Raw genomic sequence first — 19,225 nt, 5'->3', positions numbered from 1 at the left:
AGGCAAAAATTCAAAGGGAATCTCAAAAAGGGGTTCGGAATTTTTTAATTCCGAACCCCTTTTGTCTACAAACTGAGGGAAATCCGTTTGGATTCCCTCTTTATCATCACTCTGTATTCTCTTTATTCGGTATATCCTCTGCAGCTTTAGGCTGGGTTAATTCAATATTGAAGGTATCTCCTTCCTTCATCTTTTTCCCAGCTTCGATACCCTGTTTACTCACATAGCCAGTTCCTGTAGTTTTCAGATCCAGTTTTGCAACCTTAGCTAATTTCATGACATCGCGCAAGGACCATCCCTTCATCTCAGGAACTTTCATTTCCCCTTCGGTTTTCAAGATTATTTTTTCACCCTGTAATAGGGTACTACCGGCTTTCGGGGATTGGTCGAGCACTTTACGCCCACTTCCGATCGTACTTACATCATAGCCAAGATCCTTCAGCTCTTTGACCGCTGAACTCTCGGTTTGATTCGTATAGTCAACGATTTTATTGGCTTTTTGTTTTTTAACATCAGAAGGTTTTATGTTCAGATATTGCAGGCTATTTTGCATGACAGGATTAAATATCTCTGACAAAGGATCAGCCCCGACATAAGATACACCTAATTTCGGCTGCTTGACCGCCACATACATGACCAACTCCGGGTCATCTTTTGGAGCCATACCTAAAAAGGAGAATACATAGTTATTTTTCCCTTCTAAATATTTACCTGTCGGACCAGCAATTTGTGCCGTTCCTGTTTTCCCTGCTACTTCATATCCATCAATGGCATATTTTTTCCCTGTTCCTTCTTTCGCAGAAATTACCGTTTCCAAATAGTCTCGGACTTGTTTTGCAGTTTCTGCCGAAATCGGTTCCCCTGTCACTTTCGGCTTTGTCGTTTTCAAAACTTTTCCGGTATCCTGATCGGAAATGCTTTTTATCACGTACGGCTGCATCATTTTACCGTCATTGGCTATTGCGGAAGCAGCCTGGATCTGTTGAATCGGCGTAACGGTCGAACCTTGTCCAAAGGAAGTGGTAACTTTTTCAAGCTTATACTTGTATTGAATTTTACCGGTTATCTCGTTCGGCAAATCTATCCCAGTTTTTTTATCGAAACCGAACTTTGTCAAATACTCACGAAAAGTATCCGCTCCGATCTTATCCATTGCAAGAGTAGCAAAAGCGACGTTAGAAGAACGTTGAACCCCTTCAAGAAAGGTCATGCTCTTCCCTCTTTCGATTCCGCTATGATCATGAATTTCCCCTGAACCCGCTTTGTAAGTTCCTGCAACAAAAGTTTCATTTGGATTAAAGACCCCTTCCTCAACAGCCGCGGCAAGGGTGAATGTTTTCATGGTTGATCCCGGTTCAAAGGAGTCTTCAATAGCCAGGTTACGCCATGTATCCGTTAGCCCGACTCTCGTTGTTGGGTTGAAGGAAGGCCTTTGCCCCATCGCCATAATCTCCCCTGTTTTGGGATTGGAAACAATCGCTATGATTTCCTCGGGATCGTATTTTTGTTGCACTTTGCTCATCGAATCTTCCAGGAGCGTTTGTATTTTCTTGTCGATGGTAAGCATGACATCATTGCCATTATCCGGAGCAACCACCTTTTCCTTTGTATCTGGCAAAAGGAAGCCCCAAGAGTCACTGTCATATGTCAGCTCCCCGTTTGTTTCCTGCAATTGTTTATTGAGGTACTTTTCAATGCCGAACTTACCAGCCGTTTCTCCCGTTTTTTCATCTTTTTCTACATAGCCAATCAGATGGGATGCGAAGATTCCATTAGGATAAAAACGTTTATTGGTTCTTCCGAATGTAATTCCCGGCAGTTCCAATTTTTCTATTTTCTGCTTGACGACCTGAGTCAGATCCTTGCCGGCACTACCGAACTCTACCTGGTATGCCTTTTTTTTCGTTAACCTTTCATAGATGTCCTGTTCATCCATGTCGATATATTTAGCAAGCTTTTTCGCAGTCATCTCCGGATCTTTGACATGCTCAGGTTCCTTTTTACTGAGTACAGCCCTTAAAATATAGGAGGAAGTATCCTCGGCGATGACTTCACCTTTTGTATCGAGTATGCTACCTCTTTTTGCTTTTATGCTCTGTGTTTTTTGATATTTCTTGTCGATTTTCGAAGCCAATACTTCCCCGCCTGCGGTACCAGTCACCTCAATATACAAAAAGCGGCAGATTAATACAAAAAAGAGCAGGCCGAATAAGAAAAATAATCCGGCTGCCCCATGCTTCATATTTTTTTGTTTCTGCATTATCACTGCACACCCTTCACATTATTCTCATTTAACTTGAACCCTAGAGCTGCAGCTTTTTTCCAAATTCTTTCGTATGTACTAAGTTCAGCAACCTGCACTTTCAAATCATCATTCACTTTTCCTTGTTCTTCAATTGAATTTTCCACTAGCTGTATTTCTTTATTCGTTTCATAAATGTCCGCTTGATTAGAGACTATTTTCACTCCCATAAAAGTAACCATGATAGCAAGGGCACATAGTAAGAAAACTTCACCAATGGATATCTTCGCTTTACGGATGACCACTGTCTGATGTGTCTGTTGCTGCTGTTGGTCTTCATTTTGCTGTTCTTGTATTTTTTTGGCTATGGAACTCATTCATGTTCCCCCTTACTGATTTTTTTCTGTAATTATTGCTTTTCGGCGATTCTTAGCTTAGCCGATCGGGAACGATTATTTCCTTCCAATTCTTCTTCTGAAGGTAAAATCGGTTTTCTCGTAATTATTTTCATAGGCGGTTTGAATTCATCCGGGATAACTGGAAGTCCCGGTGGAAGGTCTGGCAAGCTACTTGCTTTTTTAAATACCGTTTTACAAATTCTATCTTCAAGAGAATGGAATGTAATGACAGATATTCTCCCTTCTTTATCCAAAAGCGATATGGCTTGCTCTAAGGAATCTTCAAAGACACCAAGTTCATCATTCACAGCGATTCTTATTGCTTGGAAAACTCGTTTCGCAGGGTGTCCGCCTTTACGCCTTGCTGGGGCCGGTATCCCATCCTTAATTAGTTCTACAAGCTCAAACGTCGTTTCAATCGGTTTTATTTCACGAGCTGCTTCAATTTTCCTGGCAATTTGCTTCGAAAACTTTTCTTCTCCATATTGAAAGAAAATTCTCATCAAATCATGGAATGACCAGGTGTTCACGACATCATAGGCAGAAATGGCAGCACTTTGGTCCATCCTCATATCCAATGGTGCATCATGGTTATAACTGAAACCACGTTCCGGTGTATCCAATTGTGGGGATGACACACCTAAATCATAAAGAATCCCGTCTACTTTCTCGATTCCCCGGGCATTCAACTCTTCTTTTAAGTATTTAAAATTATTAGGAACAAGAACAATACGTTCGCCAAATCTTTCCAACTTATCCTTAGCATTCCGAATTGCCGTTTCGTCCTGATCAAAAGCATAAAGCCTACCATTGTCAGAGAGCTGTGAAAGTAAGTATTCGCTGTGACCGGCTCCTCCTAAAGTACAATCCACATAAATTCCATCAGGTTTGATGTTCAATCCATCAACCGTCTCTTTTAATAACACTGTTGTATGTTGAAACATGCTAGACATCCTTCCAATCAGTTATTGAGTGACTCTATTTTTGAGGGCAGCTTTAAATATCAAAGCCAATCATATTTTCTGCTATCTCAGCGAAAGAATCCTCCGAAGCTGAAAAATAGTTTTCCCAAAGGGATTTGCTCCAAATCTCAATACGATTGGTAACACCAAGAATTACACATTCTTTTTCCAATTGGCCATATGAAGTAAGCGGCGTGGGGATATTAATTCGCCCTTGTTTATCAATTTCGCATTCTGTAGCTGCAGAAAAGAAAAAACGGGTAAAGGCACGGGCATCTTTTTTTGTTAAAGGCAGGGCTTTAAGCTTTTCTTCAAGCAGCTTCCACTCTTCCATAGGGTAACCAAATAAACATTGATCGAGTCCGCGGGTAAGGACAAATTGCTCCCCGAGATCGTCCCTGAATTTCACTGGAACTATCAAACGGCCCTTTATATCGATGTTATGATGGTACTCTCCCATGAACATACCCACTACCCCCACATTCTAATCTCAATGTACCACATTCCCCCACCTTTCTCCACTTGTTTTTACTTTCTCCTTCCAAGTAAAAATTACCTTCTTTTCAACTTAAGTTTATTTAGTCAATTTATTTATTGAAACCTGCATTCCACTCGAATGGACTCAGACTAAGACGCAGTCCCACTATTTCTGTCGAAGTACTGCCAGTCAAGTGCCCTGGAACCAAAAAAAAGACAGGCTTTAACGAGGCTGCTGAAAAACTCACGTTTTTCTAACTAGTACGGTTAATCAAACTAAAAAAAGACAATTCTCATTCGATACTTGAATGGAAATCGTCTTTTTTTTGCTTCTGTTTGTCACTTTTTCAGGCCATTAATTTCAATATTCTTTTCAAGTTAACGGTGAAAATAGCCATTGCTCCTTGTAATTCCATGCTAAGTAGACCCGAGGATTTTGCAACATCATACCCGTGTCTTTGTTTCAATTCACTGTTTTTCGCTTCTATTTTATAACGTTCTTTTGATTTTTCTTTAAAATACTACTCACTATCCCGGAATGTAGCCTGTTCTGTATGTTCATTGGATTTAATACTGACAGAATAGGTCTTGCGTAACATGTTATCCTTTGAAACCACTACATCATAAATGGCCATATATGGACTAAAAACCATAGACGTTTGTTTTTGAATCATCGTACCCACCCAAATAAATATATTACCTTTGATTATAAAACAAAAAAAGGTAGATTTCCTCAGAATAAACTGAGAAAATCTACCTCTATTGGTCCGAAGGGACTTTTTCAGTGCCCTCGCTTTAACGCCTGTCTTTTTTCCATTTTTCAATCCCTCCGTCAGATAGGGATGTGGAAATCCTCATTCAAAATGATTAGTCCACCACTTTTCCCCAAACGGATGGTTTTTCTACATGAAAATCAATTTATGCTGATTATTGAAACGGTATTCCAATTTCATGATATCCCGAACGAACTCTGGTCCATATAGATTCAAGTAATAAAAAACATTCCAAATCCTCTCCTGGGGTGATCCAAGAGGATACATCGAATTTGCTATCCGTTCATATTTTTTCAATATGACCGAATGACGTTCCTTTGTACGGTCACCAATTTTCCCATACATAAAATCCAGTTGCTTTTGGATGAATTCAATGTTTTTATTCAACATTGGCTCAAGTCCTCTATCTATAGAGACAGCGCGGACAAAAAGCTTTCCATGGTTCTCTTCAAGCTGTGATTTCAGCGTCCCAAACAGCTGGTCAATCGTCTCATCTTTCACGGAATCGAGATAACTTTTTACTGCATTAGCGGTTCCTTCAGTCAGAACAGTTTCCAAACTGAGTTCCATTTCTTCAAGATCTGCATGGACACTGCGCTCCACAAGCGTGATGTTTAACCTAGGAATGATTGGAGGCATCTTCATGGAAAACAGCTCAAAAGCCTGTTTTAATTCTGCCCAATAGGCTATTTCCCCTGGACCAGAAATGAAAGCCAAAACAGGGAAAAGCATTTCCTGCATAAGTGGGCGTGTAATGACATTGTTGCTTAATCGTTCTGGATGGTTTTTGGCTATCTGCAGGAGTTCCTGCCTGGAAAAAGATACCTCGCCGTTTTTCCCGCTGAAACCGCCTTCTACACGTTCGAGTAAACATCGGTCTTTTTTTTCTGGATCATAATAAAATAAATTCGCTGCCTGTTTATCCATTTCTATCATTTTTGCATACCCTTTAGCATGCATGAATGACTGCTGTTCCTCGACCACTTCAGCAATCCTTTCACTTTCATTGATCATCGATTCGAAGTAGGCCCTCTCGATTCGCCTTAATTCCGGATCTCCCGCATCGACTAGTAAAAGTCCATATTCTTTGAACCATTCATGAATCAGCCGGGCGAAAAAATCGACGAAGGTTTTTGATTGCCTGAAGGTTTCTTTCATATCAATCAGAAGTTTATTCGTAAAGGCCGTTTCACCATATGTTTCAATGATTTCTTCAAACCACTTCTCTGCCTTTTCCGTTTCCAGTTCCACATCAGAAACCATTGTTTTATACGGCTGATAGGAAGGATAGGTTTTTTTGTAGGGTTTACCGTTTTTCATTACATAAACATGATTGACTTCAGCTAAATCATGATCTTCTCCAGCTATCCAAAAAACTGGAATCACTGGCTGCCCTAGTTCTTTTTCCTGTTCTTCCGCAAGCTTAATGACCGAAATCACTTTGTGAATGGTATACAGCGGGCCAGATAATAACCCAGCCTGCTGTCCCCCGATAACGACCACGGAATCATCCCTGCGCAACCTTTCAATATTTCCCTTAACGGACTCACTGCTTGAAAGACGAGACATGTATTGTTGTATGTAATCCGACAATTCACCACGTAAAAAAGAGCGGTTCATCAATTCATTATATCTATTGCGATAAATGTCAGGCTTAGACAAGTCATAGTGAAAATAATCTTCCGTTTCAAGGCGGTTTTGTAAATAGTCCGATGCAAAACGGTTTAACGATGGTAACGCGAGATCTTTCATCTCCATTTCTGTTCTCCCTTTCTCTGCAACTACAATTCTTTTTAGAGTATAACATTCCGGTTTAAGAAAACAAAAGAAGTTGCCCAGCAGCAGAAAATTGATGCGATGTTCTATGTTATGTAGTCAATATCTTAGTAATACTTGTAATTAAACCAATGGAAAATAACAGAAGATAAGCTAAGAAAAAGAAGGCGAAGTTCACTCTCCAAAAACCCTTTAATACCTTACGGAAAATGATTTCTTCCTTCACCTTGTAATGGACAAGGACCACCACGAATGCGTTGATGATCATGATGAGCATGATCACCCAAAGAATTTGCTTATCCCAAATTGTAATAATTAAATAATGGACGGATATTACGAACAGCAGCGTACTCATGTCCATAGCAAATTGAACGGAGCGCCTATGGTTTCCAGTGAATTGTTTGGCACTTATAAAAAAAAGTATATACCCTACGAAAGGCAAGGTAATGAATATCGCGGCAAGGCTTGAAACAACGTTCGGCACCCTCTCATCCCCCCTGAGACTCTTTTCCTTTGACCATCTTATATAGAGAAGACGTCAGGCAATCACTTTTCCCTTTACTCTTTGCCTCCGAGAGGATATGACCCAAAATAGCATCAATTTCCGTTTTTCGGCCATTTTCTAAATCTGTCAGCATCGACGATCGATTTTCCGCTGTCGCCATACAAACGGATTTCACATGTTCAAATGACTCTGTTCTATTTTGGATTTCCAAAATACCAGAGATTTCTTCAAAAAGGGCTTGAAACAATTGATAATAATGGGCATTAGTGATTAGACCGCCATTTTCCACAGCAAGGATCGCTGTTAATGGATTTATCACTGAATTAACGACAAGCTTATCCAACAGCATCGTATGATAATCTTCACTCTTAGTGAAGGGGAATTGATCGAACATTTCATTAACTAACGAGAGTTGTTCAAGTTCCCCTTTAAATGAAGCGATCCTTGTAATGCCTAATCCAGTGTGTTCTACGGTATTCAAATCATGTTTCAATGCCCCATGCTCCACTACCCCCACATAGATGGCTTGGGATTGAAGCTGCTTCAAATAAGAAATATGCCCGTAGCCATTCTGCAAGAAAAGCAACGGAACCTGGATATCATTGATCCTCGGCAGTATTTGCGGCAGGTGATATTGCTTAACGGCCATTATAAGAAGATCCTCATCCGAAATCCCCTCATCCAAGCTCTTTGAAACGATGCCTGCCAGCAGATGGCTTTCACCATCCACAATAAGACGAATACCCTCATGATTGATGATGGAGGCCTGTTCCGCAGTATGGGTATAAAGAGTCACTCTATGGTTTTCACTCAAATGAGATGCAAACAGCAGCCCGATGGCCCCTCCCCCAATGATTCCAATTCTCATAATAACCTTCCTTACTATTTGAAATATATTAACTATTTTAACACATTATCCTTTTTACCCTGCATCAATTTTCACATCAACAACTTTGGAAACCCCCGCTAATCAACTTAAATGAAGTTCCCCAGCCCATCAACAAGGGTCGCAATGGAATTTAATGAAAAGAATTTTAAATACCCATTAGAAGATATATTTCCTTCTTCAAGCGATAATTTAATGGTATATTATATAGGAAAAGCTTACATTCTTTAGACTATATAGGAACAAAGATACCCCCAATCTCAACCATCGAGAAATCGAAGGGAATGGGCGGGGGATAAAAGGCTGTAGGCATTTAGTCAGCAAGGATAAATCTGTCGATGTCATACTAGATTTAGCCTTTAGCTGGAATTCCACATGGTAAAGATCGGTGGGATGACTTTCAATGGGTAATGGGAAGAGGTTTATCAGAATTAAGGGGGAGCTTTTTTATGGAATACAAGGTGGAACGATTACTTGTTAATTTTAAAACGCTTGAGGAATTCAAAAAGTTCAAAGAATACGGGATACAGGAACTGTCAATGCTAGATGATTTAGAGGGTAACATCATTGAAAATGACAGCCAGTCACCTTTTTATGGAATCTTTTATGGCGACAAACTTGTAGCACGGATGAGCCTGTATAAAAGAAGCGCTAAATTTGACCAGTATTTTGACAATTCAAGGGACTTCCTTGTTCTTTGGAAACTTGAAGTCCTGCCTAACTATCAGAAAAAGGGGTATGGAAAAGCTTTAGTCGAATTCGCCAAAAGCCTGAACATGCCTATCAAAACCAACCCAAGAGTCCATTCACAAGACTTTTGGAAAAAAATGGGATTTTCTGCAGTTTCCTATGATATGGAAAGGGACCTCGGAGAAAACCCACTGATTTGGAGCCCATTTGACAAACAAGAAAATAAAGAAATAGATACACAAGGATAAGGAAATATAGAAAATGCGGGCGGATTTTCCCACCCGCATTTTCTATTTACTTACCCTTTCCAAATTTCCATTCTTATCCATTTGAAAACTCACCTTCGGATTCGTTTTTTCATCTTCTTGTACACTAAGCTTTCTTGCCCGCTCCATAATCTGCATTAACGCACGATAATCTTCCTCTACTGCTTTCAAGTTTTCTTTAAGCAGTGAATTCTCTTCCAGTAATCGTCCATTTTCCCGGTCAAGTAATAGGGACCGCTCAAAAATCCGTTCTTTTTCCTTATTTTCAAGCTGAAAAAATTCATCCATTTTGGTTAAATATAATATAACTTCCTGGAGGGTGATAGATTCTTTTTCTTCCTCCTGGGGCGATTTTTGTTCAATAGTGTTATTTTCCACCACTGGAACGGAATCCCTTTCCAAATCAGGATCATTGACCACCTGTTCTTTCCTTTGTTTTTTTGCCAGCTCAATCCCTGATTTATATTGCTTCCTTACAAATGAATTCCAACGGAATCCACATGCAGCCGATGTCCTCGATAATTGTTTCCCCACTTCTTCAAAAGCCTTTAATTGTGTACTGCCTTCCCGTATATGCCTTAGTACCACTTCAGCCAACAACAAATCTTCATCGTGAGTCCATGCATCTTGTCTCGCAATCGACATCTCTCTACCTCCTTAGCAAGTTTTAATTCATAATATGCACTTGCTAGGAAAGATAGAAGATATATAGAGCGGGTAATATTTATTTTTTCTTATTTAAAAAACGGTCAACTGCAGCATGATGCTCATCACTCGCCCACAGTTTAGAACATTCCCGGATTTCCGCATCCATCCTTCCTCTAAGCCCGCTATACTCCCATTTATGGACAAGCAATCTTTTATAAGCCATCAATACCCCTGTCTCATGGCGAAGAAAATCTTCTGCGAACTTCTCCCACCCATCCAATCCTTCTCCGACTATCTCATCTACGAAACCAAATTCCTTTGCTTCCTCAGCTTTATGTATTTTTGCATCCAATAATAGCTTCAGCGCTTTTTGCTCTGGTATTTTTTCAAGCAAAAGTGAAGCTCCGCCCCAGCCAGTCGTGATTCCTAGAGTTCCTTGTACAAATCCTAGCTTAGCTCCGCTCTTTGCCAATCTGAAATCACAAGCTGTCGCTATTTCGCATCCCCCTCCGACTGCACTTCCGTTGATGAGTGCAAATGTTGGTTTAGGAAAAACTGCTAGTGTATAAAGTATTTCACCCATTTTCGATAACATAGTAAAGGCTTCTTCTTCTGTATGCAAATCCTGAAATTCACTTAAATCCCCACCTGAACAGAATGCCTCAGAGCCCGCCCCTGTCAGGACGAGCAACTTAACTTCGTCATCGTGTGCCGCTTCTGACAATATCGACTTAAGTTCGTCCATCAATTGATAATTCACGGCATTCCTTTTCTCCGGTCTATTAATTAGGACCTTCATGATACCTCGTATATCCTTTTCAACCTTAATCATCTGATACACATATTCACCTTCTCCAAAATCATCATCGAATATAGATGTTTCTAAATATTCTGCCAAATAAATTTGCAAAAAAAACACAGAGATATATCTCTGCGCTTTTTTTAGCGTGTTGCATCAAGAAAGCAAAGCTCTCAAGTAGGTCAAGAAATTATTTTGCGACAACTTCTTTTCCTTTATATGTTCCACATTCTTTACAAACGTGATGTGAAAGAGTCATTCCACCACAGCTCGGGCATTCTACCATACCAGGTACTTGAAGCTTGAAGTGTGTACGACGTTTTCTTTTTACAGTTTTCGACGTTCTTCTAAAAGGTACAGCCATTATTCCCACCTCCTTAAAAAATATAAAAAAGCTGGAAAAATCGGATTAGCGATTTTTCGTTCCAATCAAGATTCTTTATTGTTGTCAAAAAAGTCGGCAAGCTTTGCAAATCTCGGATCAACCTTATGCTCATTTTCTACTTCAGAAATAACAGCCCAGTCTTTCCCAGATTGAGGAGCAGCTTCGTTTGAATCGACATCCTCACAAAAAACCTGCATCGGAATTTCTAGCAATAAATTTTCTTTAATTACCGGTATAAGGTCTACAACGTCACCTTCCACAACAGTGACATCATCTCCGTAGAAATCAGTGCCATCTGCTTTTAAAAGAAAGGTTTCCTTTGTATCAATATCAATCGGATATTTAACGTCTACCAGTGTACGGGAGCAAGGTAATGTTAATTCACCTGAAAGATGCAAGTGAAAAGTAATCTCGGTAGAGCTTATATCAGCTCTTCCTGCTACTCTAATCGGAGAAACATCGCGAATTTGCGGGTCTCTTTCTCTAATGTCTAAGACATCCACCAGTTCATCAAACCGTAAATCTTTGTCCCGAATTTTTTGAAGTTGACTAATTGTCCATTTCAAATGAAATCACCTCAAGGCAACAAAAATAATTATAGCTTTCAATTATAAGTTTGTCAATATTTTTTCTTTACACTATAATGTAGTCATCCTAACTGATTATCCATGGTTAAGAATCTTTTCAAACAAAAAATCAAGACGAATCATTATAGTAATTTTACTTGAAATACTATTTTAGCACTAAGTTGAAAAAATACAAAGTTTTTCTCTGAGGTGAACGAATGAAAGCTTGCGGTTTAGTTGTCGAATATAACCCTTTTCATAATGGACATGTTTTACATGCAAGAGAAAGTAGAGAAAAAACAGGGGCAGATATTGTTGTGGCAGTTATGAGTGGACCCTTTTTACAACGTGGCGAGCCTGCTATCGTCAGCAAGTGGACACGTGCCGAAATGGCCTTGAATGGCGGCATAGATCTTGTCATCGAGCTTCCCTATGCTTTTGCAACACAGAAGGCGGAGATATTTGCAAAAGGATCTATCTCTCTTTTGGAATCCCTTGGCTGTGACTCTTTTTGCTTCGGAAGTGAGGATGGCAGAATTGAACCATTCATCACCGCCCATAGAATTCTTACGGATAATTCCGCTGCATTCGATGCCGCCATTAAATCGTACATGGATACCGGTAATAGTTATCCGTCCAGTGCTGCCAAGGCCTATCGATCGATCACCAATGGTGATGCGGCACTGGATTTGGCGAAGCCTAATAATATTCTTGGAAAGGAATATGTAAGTGCAGCCCTTTCTAACGGCTTTTCCATTCGCCCTTATACGATTCAAAGGGTTGCTGCCGGATACCATGAAACAAAGTTGTCTAAAGACCCTATTGCCAGCGCAACTGGGATACGTAAAGCCATCCATGAACAGCAGGAATTGAATCCCGTTTCCAGTTATATTCCTCAACCGACAATGAGTGCTCTTGAGCAATATTTATCGAACTATCATGCATTACATGACTGGGAAATGTATTGGACCATGTTGAAATACCGAATCCTGTCTTCCTCTTTAATCGAATTGGCAGAGATTTACGAAATTGAAGAAGGCATAGAACACCGAATAAAGGAGATGGCCAAACAATCTTCGAGCTTTACTGGATTCATGGCCGCTCTGAAGACAAAACGCTATACATGGACACGCCTTCAGCGGATGTGTGTCCATGTATTGACTCATACATTAAAGGAACAAGTGATTCACAATGACCAACCAGCCTATATCAGACTTCTTGGCATGAATGGCCGGGGACAAGAATATCTTCGTACCGTTAAAAAAGGCTTACCTCTCCCGCTCATCTCTAAACTTTCGTCCTATCAGAAGCAGGACATCGATATGGACTTACGAGCGGCACAGGTGTATGCATTGGGCTTGTCCGAACCGTATCAAGCTGACTTGATGAAACGGGAATATGAAGCCCCCATCATTATCAAATGAAGATGCATTTAAGCTTGGCCTGCCCGGTCCTTACATGTAAAATCAGCTAATCAAAAAAAGCGGAAACAGAAGATGACTGTGAAGTGAACACAAAAAGTTAGACACTTCATTTAGTTACGCTGCTCCTAAGGATTGAGTTCGGTATTGCACCGGACTTAATCCTATTAATTTTGCCTTGATCCGTTTGTGATTATAGTATTCGATATAGTTTTCCAGCTCTTGTTTGAAATGGGACATCCTGTAGTATCCTTGCAGGTAAAGTAATTTTGATTCAAATTTTTGATGACCGCGTCATCGAGACAGTTTCCTTTACGGGACATACTTTGTGTAATCCCTTGGTCCTCGAGAGCTTGTACTATTGCCTCATTTTATTTGCCACCCTTGATCCGAATGAAGGACAGGGGTCTCTAAGCAAGCTTGATCTAACATCTTGGACACAAGCTCGAAAGACAGGGCGTGTTTCAATCGTATAAGAAATAATTTCACCATTGTATAGATCGAGAATAGGTAAAGATATCATTTTTCAACAAAGAGATGAAACTCTGTCACATCTGTCACCCATTCTCGTTCAGGTTTAATGCCGTGAAATTATTGAAGCTGGGCTCACGGAATGAGATGCATGGTACTCAGCGATTTTACGGGATCCTATCCTTCCAAGTACTGCGAAACCACTTCTACTTTATCTTCAAATAATCTCACCATAAAAAATACACCTCCAATTGCTAGACTTTTGTCTAACAATTGGGGTGCAGTTCACTGCCTGCGCTTTTTTTCTTTTTCTTTTTCTTTTAGATTGGTTAAATAGGCTAAAGCATCCTCAAAGTTGTCAACCGGAACGATCTTCATGTCCGTTCCAATGTCCTTTGCTGCAATGAGTGCATCTTCATAATTCGAACCAGCCGCTCCGTTTTCATTTGGGGCAAAGAATATTTCTGCCCCAGATTTATCGGCAGCCACTATTTTCTGTTGAATCCCGCCAATTGGACCGACTGTACCATCATCCGACATCGTTCCTGTACCGGCAATATCATATCCTTTTGTAAGGTCGCCTTCTGTTAATTGATTATAAATCTCCAAAGAAAACATTAAACCGGCAGAAGGTCCGCCTATTTGTTCTGAATCTATGGCAATCGCCGGTTTTGTGGTCACCTTTCGATTATCATCTAGCGAAATGCCTATTCCAACCCTATTTGGGTCATCTTTAAAAGGCTGCAATGAAAGAACGGCTGTTTTCTTCGTCTCCTCCCGCTTATACACTATTTTTACTTCATCTCCAGCTTTTTTTCCATTAATGTAATCCATGAATTCCTGTGCAGACTTGAAATTAACATTATCGACCTGAATGATTTGGTCGCCCGCTTTCAGTTCTTTAGCTGCCGGCATTCCTTTAAGCACGTCCAAAACATAAACACCCAGGTACTTGTAATCAACTTCTTTCCCTGCTTTTTCATATGCTATCTGAATGGCATTATTTTTAGATTCATCCATTAAGTGAAGCTGCCTGATATTATATTCTTCATCTGTTTCATCTTCGCTTCGAATGGAGGTTTCCGGATAAAGCTCCTGATATTTGCTCCACTTCGCCAGCATATAGGAATAAATATTCGCCCGGCCCATCCTTACAGTGGTTAACATAAAGCTGCCTTTCGCTTCATCTCCTCCGGAAACCTCTATGATTGGCTCCAATTCTTTAGCCATTCCTGGTTTTGTTACATAAAAAGGTAGGGAATAAAGGGCTGATGCTATGAGAAGTATAGCCACCACCAGGAAAGTGCGTACATACATTTTACGGCTCATTTTCAAAGGACTCCTTCCAAGTAACAATGCTTTGCTTAATTTGATCTATCTTTCCTCTTGCAGCTTCTTCTCCAATACTAATTATTTCCTGAACGTTTGTAAATGATTTCGAGCTGTATTTCTCAACCCTGGGGCGGATCATGACGTCTGAAGCAAACTCCCTGCTTTTAACCAGCTCCATTTGCAGGATATCGAGGCTTTGCATAATGACATCATATATGGAGTTTATCTCCATATCCTGTTTCACGTGGGCTACATCTACTCCAATTATGATATCGGCTCCCATATCCTTCACGACGGAAACAGGGACCCTGTCAACAACCCCGCCATCAACAAGCAGCCGATTTCCAATTTTCTCGGGAATGAAAATACCTGGAATGGAGATGCTTGCCCTTACAGCTGGAGCGATGGGACCTTCCTGAAAAATGACCTTTTCCCCCGTTTTTATATCAGTGGCGACCACTGCCACAGGAATATCGAGTTCTTCAAATTTCTTACCATATGTAAATACCCTGATTAAATCCTTTGTCCGTTTACCTGAAATGAGGCCCATTTTAGGTATGGTAAAGTCTAAATAATACTTTCGCTTAAATGCACGGGACAACTTATACAGCCTCTCGATATCCGAACCTGCTCCATAAAAGGCCGCAACCATAGCGCCCATGCTGCTTCCAGCAATCATATCTATCGGAATGCCTTCTTGCTGTAATACCTTTATCACTCCAATATGTGCAAAACCCCTAGCTCCTCCTGACCCAAGTGCAAGCCCGACCTTTGGTCTCGACAAAGATATCCCCCCCGCTGAAATAACACTCATTCAAAGTTATGGTCTTAAACGGATTTATAGAAGCATATTATTTATATTGACAGTGAAACAAGCATTGCAGTAAAAGCCTATAACCATGTAATTGAATGGCTACATTGAAATTTCCATTGTACGGATCATCCTCATTTCATCCTGTACATTACTTTTCGAGAAAAGGAAATTCATATTTTATTATATACGAAACGGACTGCCCTTATTTAGTAACCTTCAAGAGGAGGCTGAATTTTGCTAAAATCAAAATCTAAAACAGTACTGTTAGCTACCTCCGTCACGATGATGGCAGTTGGCTTGATCATCTTCCCCCAAGAATCTTTCGAAGCTTCCAAAAGCGGGCTGAATATGTGGTGGAAAATTGTTTTCCCTTCTCTTCTACCTTTCTTGATTTTCTCGGAGTTATTAATCAGTTTTGGGGTTGTCAGGTTCATCGGCGTCATTCTCGAACCATTTATGCGTCCATTGTTCCGTGTACCAGGAGTGGGCGGGTTTGTTTGGGCGATGGGACTTGCATCAGGGTTTCCAGCTGGAGCGAAGTTCACTGTAAGGTTGCGTCAGGAGGAGCAATTAACCCGCATTGAAGCTGAAAGACTTGTTTGTTTTACTAATTCATCAAATCCATTGTTCCTGTTCGTTGCCGTCGCCGTAGGGTTTTTCCACAATCCTCATTTAGGGATCATCCTTGCGCTTTCCCACTACCTAGGAAATTTTTGTGTAGGCATCATCATGCGTTTTTACCGTTGGAAAGAAGAAAAATCCCCTACAAAAGTAATGAACAAGCTCCCCTCCATTAGACAAGCGTTTAGCCAGATGCACAGAACCCGAATAAAAGAAACAAGACCATTTGGCAGTTTACTTGGAGATGCCGTGATCTCATCCATTCAAACCTTATTAATGATTGGAGGATTCATCATACTCTTTTCGGTGGTCAACAAACTTTTATTTCACATGAACATTACCGGATCGCTCGCATCGTTGGTCGCAGGGATTTTACATATTTTTAATTTCCCGGATTCCTTAAGCCTACCGTTCATATCAGGCATGTTTGAAATGACTCTTGGTTCAAAATTAACCAGTTCGGTCGAAAATGCAAATCTCTTTCAGCAAACTGTGATGACAAGTTTCATCTTGGCTTTCAACGGATTCAGCATTCAAGCGCAAGTTGCCAGCATCATAGCAGCAACAGACATTCGTTTCACTCCCTTTTTTCTGGCTAGGATAGCACATGGCCTTCTGGCATCCATAATCACCGTCTTGCTTTGGGAACCATTCTATAATGAAAATAGGTACAGCGGCAACCCGATACACGCCTTCCCAGTCAGTGGTTCTGGTGAACATGCGCATTCCCTTTATCAGAACATGCTTGATTTCGGTCCTATTCTTACCCTCGCGTTTTTGATCCTATACATCATCATATTTACCAAAAGGCTGTTCAAAGGCCTTTCTTAAACCGAAAAAAGAGCATTGCGCGGTTAGCAATGCTCTTTTTTCTATTCTTTCTGTTCCTCGTACTTTTTGGAAAGAGCTTTCTGGACAACAGGTGGCACTAGTTCAGAGATATCCCCGCCATATTTCGCAACCTCTTTCACGATACTTGAACTCAAGAAAGAATATTGATTTTTCGTCATGATAAAGAATGACTCTATTTTACTGTTAAGGAAACGGTTCATTGAAGTTCCCTGCATTTCATATTCAAAGTCGGAAGTCGCCCTCAGTCCCCTGATAATGGCATTCGCGGAAACGCTTTCAGCATAGTCGACCGTCAATCCTTGATAGAAATCCACTTTAACATTTGGCATATGGGCCGTTGCTTCAGTAATCAATTCCAGCCTCTCCTCCACTGTGAACAGTGAATTTTTCGCTGAATTGTTCACGATGACCACATATACTTCATCAAAAACATTCGCCCCCCTTTGAATGATATCAAGATGACCAAATGTTATTGGATCAAAACTCCCCGGACAAATCGCTATTTTGGACATTCATAGTTCCCCCTGTTCGTGTACGTTTCCCCATTGATAAATCGTAACGGCAATGACGCCATAAACCTCTTTTCTCTTAACGGTAAAATCGCCAACTCTTTCTGGCAATGTAACATCATGGCCATGTTCACAAACAATATATCCCATATCGCTCAGCAATCGGTATTTATGTATTTCTTCAAGAATCTCCACAAGCTTTTGTTTCTTATAAGGTGGATCAAGAAAAATTAATTCAAAAGTCATTTCCCTTTTCACCAAAGCTTTCAATGCACGCTCTGAATCATTTTTATAAACTTCAGCACGGTCTGAAAACTTACATAGTTCCAAATTGGCCTTAACCGTTTGATTTGCTTTAAAATCCCGGTCAACAAATATGGCTTTATCCATGCCCCTGCTTAACGCTTCAATTCCCAGTCCACCGCTCCCGGCAAACAAGTCCAGGACTTGCCCTCCTTCGAAATAAGGCCCAATCATATTGAAAATGGATTCCTTAACTTTATCAGTAGTCGGCCGGGTTCCTGTACCCGGTACAGCCTTAAGTGGTCTTCCTTTGCAAATTCCGGAAACGACCCTCATCATTCTCACCACATTTTTTGACAAATTTCTGTTACTTTCCTATCCTAACATATTAGAAAAAGCTAGCCAATAATAAAAGCCATTTCCTTCAATTCCAAGATGAAAATCAACTTATCATTTCGTACCTTGGATAGATGATATCCATTCTTTAGATAAATCACTTACATTTTGAATAATAAAGTGGTTTTTGGCAATAATAAGAATAACAACATTCCTTTTTAGGTGTTGTTGCCAACCGCGGAGAAGGCTTACGTTTCCCCATAAGTTCTTCCTCCGGTTTCTCCTCTCCCTTTGCCTTCTGGTCCTTATTTAGACATAGAAGGACCCTGCAAATTTTTGCAGGGCTTTTTTTATTGATAAAACCTATGATACCTAAGTTTCTTTTTCATGATTCGTCAATGAAGTTGTCCTTCTCTTTTATGAGGGATAATGATAAAGTAATGTATAAAAGTTAGTTAGGAGAGGTTTAATTGATTCAACGTTTTATTGAACTTGGACAAGGATATTCCGATATATATGAGTTGCTGGAAGTAGGACGCAGCCAGAAACATCGGGTCGCAAGGCTTTTGGCTTTGCATACTACAATAAATGATAAAAAGGTAACGTCATTGGTTATCGTCATGCAGCCTACAGATCCAGGGAAATTCCAACCGCTTTACATTTGCCGTGAAGGTATACCGAACCCCCATGCCACCAAAAACAAACGCTATGAGCTTTTTGAGAACTTGGCGGAGGAACTGGATAAATCCATAATTGAAATCGATATGAAACCTTCGGTGCTCTTTGCAGAAATCGAGTTGTACTACCAACACTTAATCGGAATTTTGCGAATGAACAGATATCTGCCTCCATTAGGTTGAGAGATATTGATGCACTAATTGAAAAAGGCTGACTCCGCAAGAGTCAGCTTTTTTTAAATTCCCATTTTATAATCATATTCTTTCGCTTTATCCGGTTTGGAGTTTTCGAATTCCACCTTCAAAAAAGGCTTGTAAGAAAGGTCCACTTTTTTTACGAACGAATAATTATTCAGCTTTTCCACCAGTGGTTCCACTTCATCCATATTCGTATAAAGGACTACGTATTTCAACTTTTTTGAAACATAATGGATATTCCCAAATTTCCTAAGCATTTTGGCTTGTTTTAATGTATGTAAATAGACGATGATTCCCTGTCTCGCTCCAAGCATATCAATAACTCCCTTTTATAAAGGTTTTAACTAAGTGTAGCATAGCAGAATCTTTACTTTCAAC

At 40.2% G+C, this 19,225-nt stretch carries 20 protein-coding genes and 2 pseudogenes; 4 read left to right on the top strand and 18 right to left on the bottom strand.

Features of this window, described 5'->3' with window-relative positions:
* Positions 1-106: 106 nt before the first annotated feature.
* The 8 genes and pseudogenes from ACFX4L_RS09310 to ACFX4L_RS09275 all read right to left on the bottom strand — a co-directional run bounded on the left by ACFX4L_RS09310 (position 107) and on the right by ACFX4L_RS09275 (position 8,001).
* Complete coding sequence (locus tag ACFX4L_RS09310) at positions 107-2,260, bottom strand: penicillin-binding protein (protein ID WP_377387591.1); 2,154 nt, start codon at positions 2,258-2,260, stop codon at positions 107-109.
* A 2-nt stretch (positions 2,261-2,262) separates the two neighbouring features.
* On the bottom strand, positions 2,263-2,619 hold the full coding sequence (ftsL, locus tag ACFX4L_RS09305) for a cell division protein FtsL (protein ID WP_061462321.1): 357 nt from the start codon (positions 2,617-2,619) through the stop codon (positions 2,263-2,265).
* Positions 2,620-2,651: 32 nt separating this feature from the next.
* Positions 2,652-3,584, bottom strand: coding sequence for a 16S rRNA (cytosine(1402)-N(4))-methyltransferase RsmH (rsmH, locus tag ACFX4L_RS09300; protein ID WP_377387587.1), 933 nt, complete (start codon positions 3,582-3,584; stop codon positions 2,652-2,654).
* Between the two features lie 52 nt (positions 3,585-3,636).
* The gene (mraZ, locus tag ACFX4L_RS09295) at positions 3,637-4,068 is read right to left on the bottom strand and encodes a division/cell wall cluster transcriptional repressor MraZ (RefSeq protein WP_061462319.1); all 432 of its coding nucleotides are present in this window, start codon (positions 4,066-4,068) and stop codon (positions 3,637-3,639) included.
* Positions 4,069-4,426: 358 nt separating this feature from the next.
* Positions 4,427-4,672: pseudogene (locus ACFX4L_RS09290) on the bottom strand (transposase); the annotation flags it as partial.
* A gap of 309 nt (positions 4,673-4,981) precedes the next feature.
* Positions 4,982-6,610, bottom strand: a complete 1,629-nt coding sequence (gene bshC, locus ACFX4L_RS09285; RefSeq protein WP_377382687.1) for a bacillithiol biosynthesis cysteine-adding enzyme BshC — start codon at positions 6,608-6,610, stop codon at positions 4,982-4,984.
* A gap of 109 nt (positions 6,611-6,719) precedes the next feature.
* Positions 6,720-7,112, bottom strand: a complete 393-nt coding sequence (locus tag ACFX4L_RS09280) for a DUF3397 domain-containing protein (protein ID WP_061462317.1) — start codon at positions 7,110-7,112, stop codon at positions 6,720-6,722.
* Positions 7,113-7,116: 4 nt separating this feature from the next.
* Positions 7,117-8,001 (bottom strand): 2-dehydropantoate 2-reductase, encoded by an 885-nt coding sequence (locus tag ACFX4L_RS09275; protein WP_377382685.1) that lies wholly within the window; start codon positions 7,999-8,001, stop codon positions 7,117-7,119.
* Between the two features lie 467 nt (positions 8,002-8,468).
* On the opposite strand from ACFX4L_RS09275, the gene ACFX4L_RS09270 reads away from it, so the two are divergent.
* Complete coding sequence (locus ACFX4L_RS09270) at positions 8,469-8,957, top strand: N-acetyltransferase (RefSeq protein WP_089362407.1); 489 nt, start codon at positions 8,469-8,471, stop codon at positions 8,955-8,957.
* A gap of 42 nt (positions 8,958-8,999) precedes the next feature.
* On the opposite strand, the gene ACFX4L_RS09265 is transcribed toward ACFX4L_RS09270, so the two are convergent.
* The 4 genes from ACFX4L_RS09265 to ACFX4L_RS09250 all read right to left on the bottom strand — a co-directional run bounded on the left by ACFX4L_RS09265 (position 9,000) and on the right by ACFX4L_RS09250 (position 11,373).
* Positions 9,000-9,620, bottom strand: a complete 621-nt coding sequence (locus ACFX4L_RS09265; RefSeq protein ID WP_284471320.1) for an RsfA family transcriptional regulator — start codon at positions 9,618-9,620, stop codon at positions 9,000-9,002.
* A gap of 79 nt (positions 9,621-9,699) precedes the next feature.
* Positions 9,700-10,455, bottom strand: coding sequence for an enoyl-CoA hydratase/isomerase family protein (locus ACFX4L_RS09260; protein ID WP_377382693.1), 756 nt, complete (start codon positions 10,453-10,455; stop codon positions 9,700-9,702).
* 157 nt (positions 10,456-10,612) lie between these two features.
* A complete protein-coding gene (gene rpmF / locus ACFX4L_RS09255) occupies positions 10,613-10,786 on the bottom strand; it encodes a 50S ribosomal protein L32 (protein ID WP_034313929.1) in 174 nt (57 codons plus the stop codon).
* A 65-nt stretch (positions 10,787-10,851) separates the two neighbouring features.
* A complete protein-coding gene (locus tag ACFX4L_RS09250; RefSeq protein ID WP_089362405.1) occupies positions 10,852-11,373 on the bottom strand; it encodes a YceD family protein in 522 nt (173 codons plus the stop codon).
* A gap of 218 nt (positions 11,374-11,591) precedes the next feature.
* Here ACFX4L_RS09250 and ACFX4L_RS09245 point away from each other — a divergent pair, with 218 nt between their 5' ends.
* Positions 11,592-12,797, top strand: coding sequence for a nucleotidyltransferase (locus ACFX4L_RS09245; protein ID WP_377382682.1), 1,206 nt, complete (start codon positions 11,592-11,594; stop codon positions 12,795-12,797).
* 114 nt (positions 12,798-12,911) lie between these two features.
* Here ACFX4L_RS09245 and ACFX4L_RS09240 read toward each other — a convergent pair.
* The 3 genes and pseudogenes from ACFX4L_RS09240 to ACFX4L_RS09230 all read right to left on the bottom strand — a co-directional run.
* Positions 12,912-13,385: pseudogene (locus tag ACFX4L_RS09240) on the bottom strand (DDE-type integrase/transposase/recombinase); the annotation flags it as partial.
* 165 nt (positions 13,386-13,550) lie between these two features.
* Positions 13,551-14,594 (bottom strand): SepM family pheromone-processing serine protease, encoded by a 1,044-nt coding sequence (locus ACFX4L_RS09235; RefSeq protein WP_377382680.1) that lies wholly within the window; start codon positions 14,592-14,594, stop codon positions 13,551-13,553.
* Positions 14,584-15,381: a patatin-like phospholipase family protein gene (locus ACFX4L_RS09230; RefSeq protein ID WP_061462309.1), complete on the bottom strand. Its 798-nt coding sequence runs from the start codon at positions 15,379-15,381 to the stop codon at positions 14,584-14,586. The genes ACFX4L_RS09235 and ACFX4L_RS09230 overlap by 11 nt, the downstream gene beginning before the upstream one ends.
* A 264-nt stretch (positions 15,382-15,645) precedes the next feature.
* On the opposite strand from ACFX4L_RS09230, the gene ylbJ reads away from it, so the two are divergent.
* Positions 15,646-16,863 (top strand): sporulation integral membrane protein YlbJ, encoded by a 1,218-nt coding sequence (gene ylbJ, locus ACFX4L_RS09225; protein ID WP_377382678.1) that lies wholly within the window; start codon positions 15,646-15,648, stop codon positions 16,861-16,863.
* Between the two features lie 41 nt (positions 16,864-16,904).
* Here the strand turns inward: ylbJ and coaD are convergent, their stop codons facing one another.
* Both coaD and rsmD read right to left on the bottom strand, forming a co-directional pair.
* A complete protein-coding gene (gene coaD / locus ACFX4L_RS09220; protein ID WP_061462307.1) occupies positions 16,905-17,396 on the bottom strand; it encodes a pantetheine-phosphate adenylyltransferase in 492 nt (163 codons plus the stop codon).
* Positions 17,397-17,972, bottom strand: coding sequence for a 16S rRNA (guanine(966)-N(2))-methyltransferase RsmD (gene rsmD, locus ACFX4L_RS09215; protein ID WP_061462306.1), 576 nt, complete (start codon positions 17,970-17,972; stop codon positions 17,397-17,399).
* A 470-nt stretch (positions 17,973-18,442) separates the two neighbouring features.
* Between rsmD and ACFX4L_RS09210 the strand changes: the two genes are divergently transcribed.
* Complete coding sequence (locus tag ACFX4L_RS09210; RefSeq protein ID WP_089362400.1) at positions 18,443-18,832, top strand: DUF7147 family protein; 390 nt, start codon at positions 18,443-18,445, stop codon at positions 18,830-18,832.
* Positions 18,833-18,885: 53 nt separating this feature from the next.
* Here the strand turns inward: ACFX4L_RS09210 and ACFX4L_RS09205 are convergent, their stop codons facing one another.
* A complete protein-coding gene (locus tag ACFX4L_RS09205) occupies positions 18,886-19,161 on the bottom strand; it encodes a YlbG family protein (protein WP_048684554.1) in 276 nt (91 codons plus the stop codon).
* Positions 19,162-19,225 lie beyond the last annotated feature (64 nt).

This window comes from Peribacillus sp. YIM B13482 (genome assembly GCF_042787975.1).
Classification (GTDB): Bacteria; Bacillota; Bacilli; order Bacillales; family DSM-1321; genus Peribacillus; species Peribacillus simplex_A.
Note: the sequence above shows the minus strand (reverse complement) of the source record. Positions and strands in the feature narration are given on the sequence as shown.

Excerpts from the sequence above, each read along its gene's own strand:
- ACFX4L_RS09310 (WP_377387591.1), bottom strand. The coding sequence starts at position 2,260 with ATGCAGAAACAAAAAAATATGAAGCATGGGGCAGCCGGATTATTTTTC.
- ftsL (WP_061462321.1), bottom strand. The coding sequence starts at position 2,619 with ATGAGTTCCATAGCCAAAAAAATACAAGAACAGCAAAATGAAGACCAA.
- rsmH (WP_377387587.1), bottom strand. The coding sequence starts at position 3,584 with ATGTTTCAACATACAACAGTGTTATTAAAAGAGACGGTTGATGGATTG.
- mraZ (WP_061462319.1), bottom strand. The coding sequence starts at position 4,068 with ATGTTCATGGGAGAGTACCATCATAACATCGATATAAAGGGCCGTTTG.
- bshC (WP_377382687.1), bottom strand. The coding sequence starts at position 6,610 with ATGGAGATGAAAGATCTCGCGTTACCATCGTTAAACCGTTTTGCATCG.
- ACFX4L_RS09275 (WP_377382685.1), bottom strand. The coding sequence starts at position 8,001 with ATGAGAATTGGAATCATTGGGGGAGGGGCCATCGGGCTGCTGTTTGCA.
- ACFX4L_RS09270 (WP_089362407.1), top strand. The coding sequence starts at position 8,469 with ATGGAATACAAGGTGGAACGATTACTTGTTAATTTTAAAACGCTTGAG.
- ACFX4L_RS09265 (WP_284471320.1), bottom strand. The coding sequence starts at position 9,620 with ATGTCGATTGCGAGACAAGATGCATGGACTCACGATGAAGATTTGTTG.
- ACFX4L_RS09260 (WP_377382693.1), bottom strand. The coding sequence starts at position 10,455 with ATGATTAAGGTTGAAAAGGATATACGAGGTATCATGAAGGTCCTAATT.
- rpmF (WP_034313929.1), bottom strand. The coding sequence starts at position 10,786 with ATGGCTGTACCTTTTAGAAGAACGTCGAAAACTGTAAAAAGAAAACGT.
- ACFX4L_RS09245 (WP_377382682.1), top strand. The coding sequence starts at position 11,592 with ATGAAAGCTTGCGGTTTAGTTGTCGAATATAACCCTTTTCATAATGGA.
- ACFX4L_RS09235 (WP_377382680.1), bottom strand. The coding sequence starts at position 14,594 with ATGAGCCGTAAAATGTATGTACGCACTTTCCTGGTGGTGGCTATACTT.
- coaD (WP_061462307.1), bottom strand. The coding sequence starts at position 17,396 with ATGTCCAAAATAGCGATTTGTCCGGGGAGTTTTGATCCAATAACATTT.
- rsmD (WP_061462306.1), bottom strand. The coding sequence starts at position 17,972 with ATGAGGGTCGTTTCCGGAATTTGCAAAGGAAGACCACTTAAGGCTGTA.
- ACFX4L_RS09205 (WP_048684554.1), bottom strand. The coding sequence starts at position 19,161 with ATGCTTGGAGCGAGACAGGGAATCATCGTCTATTTACATACATTAAAA.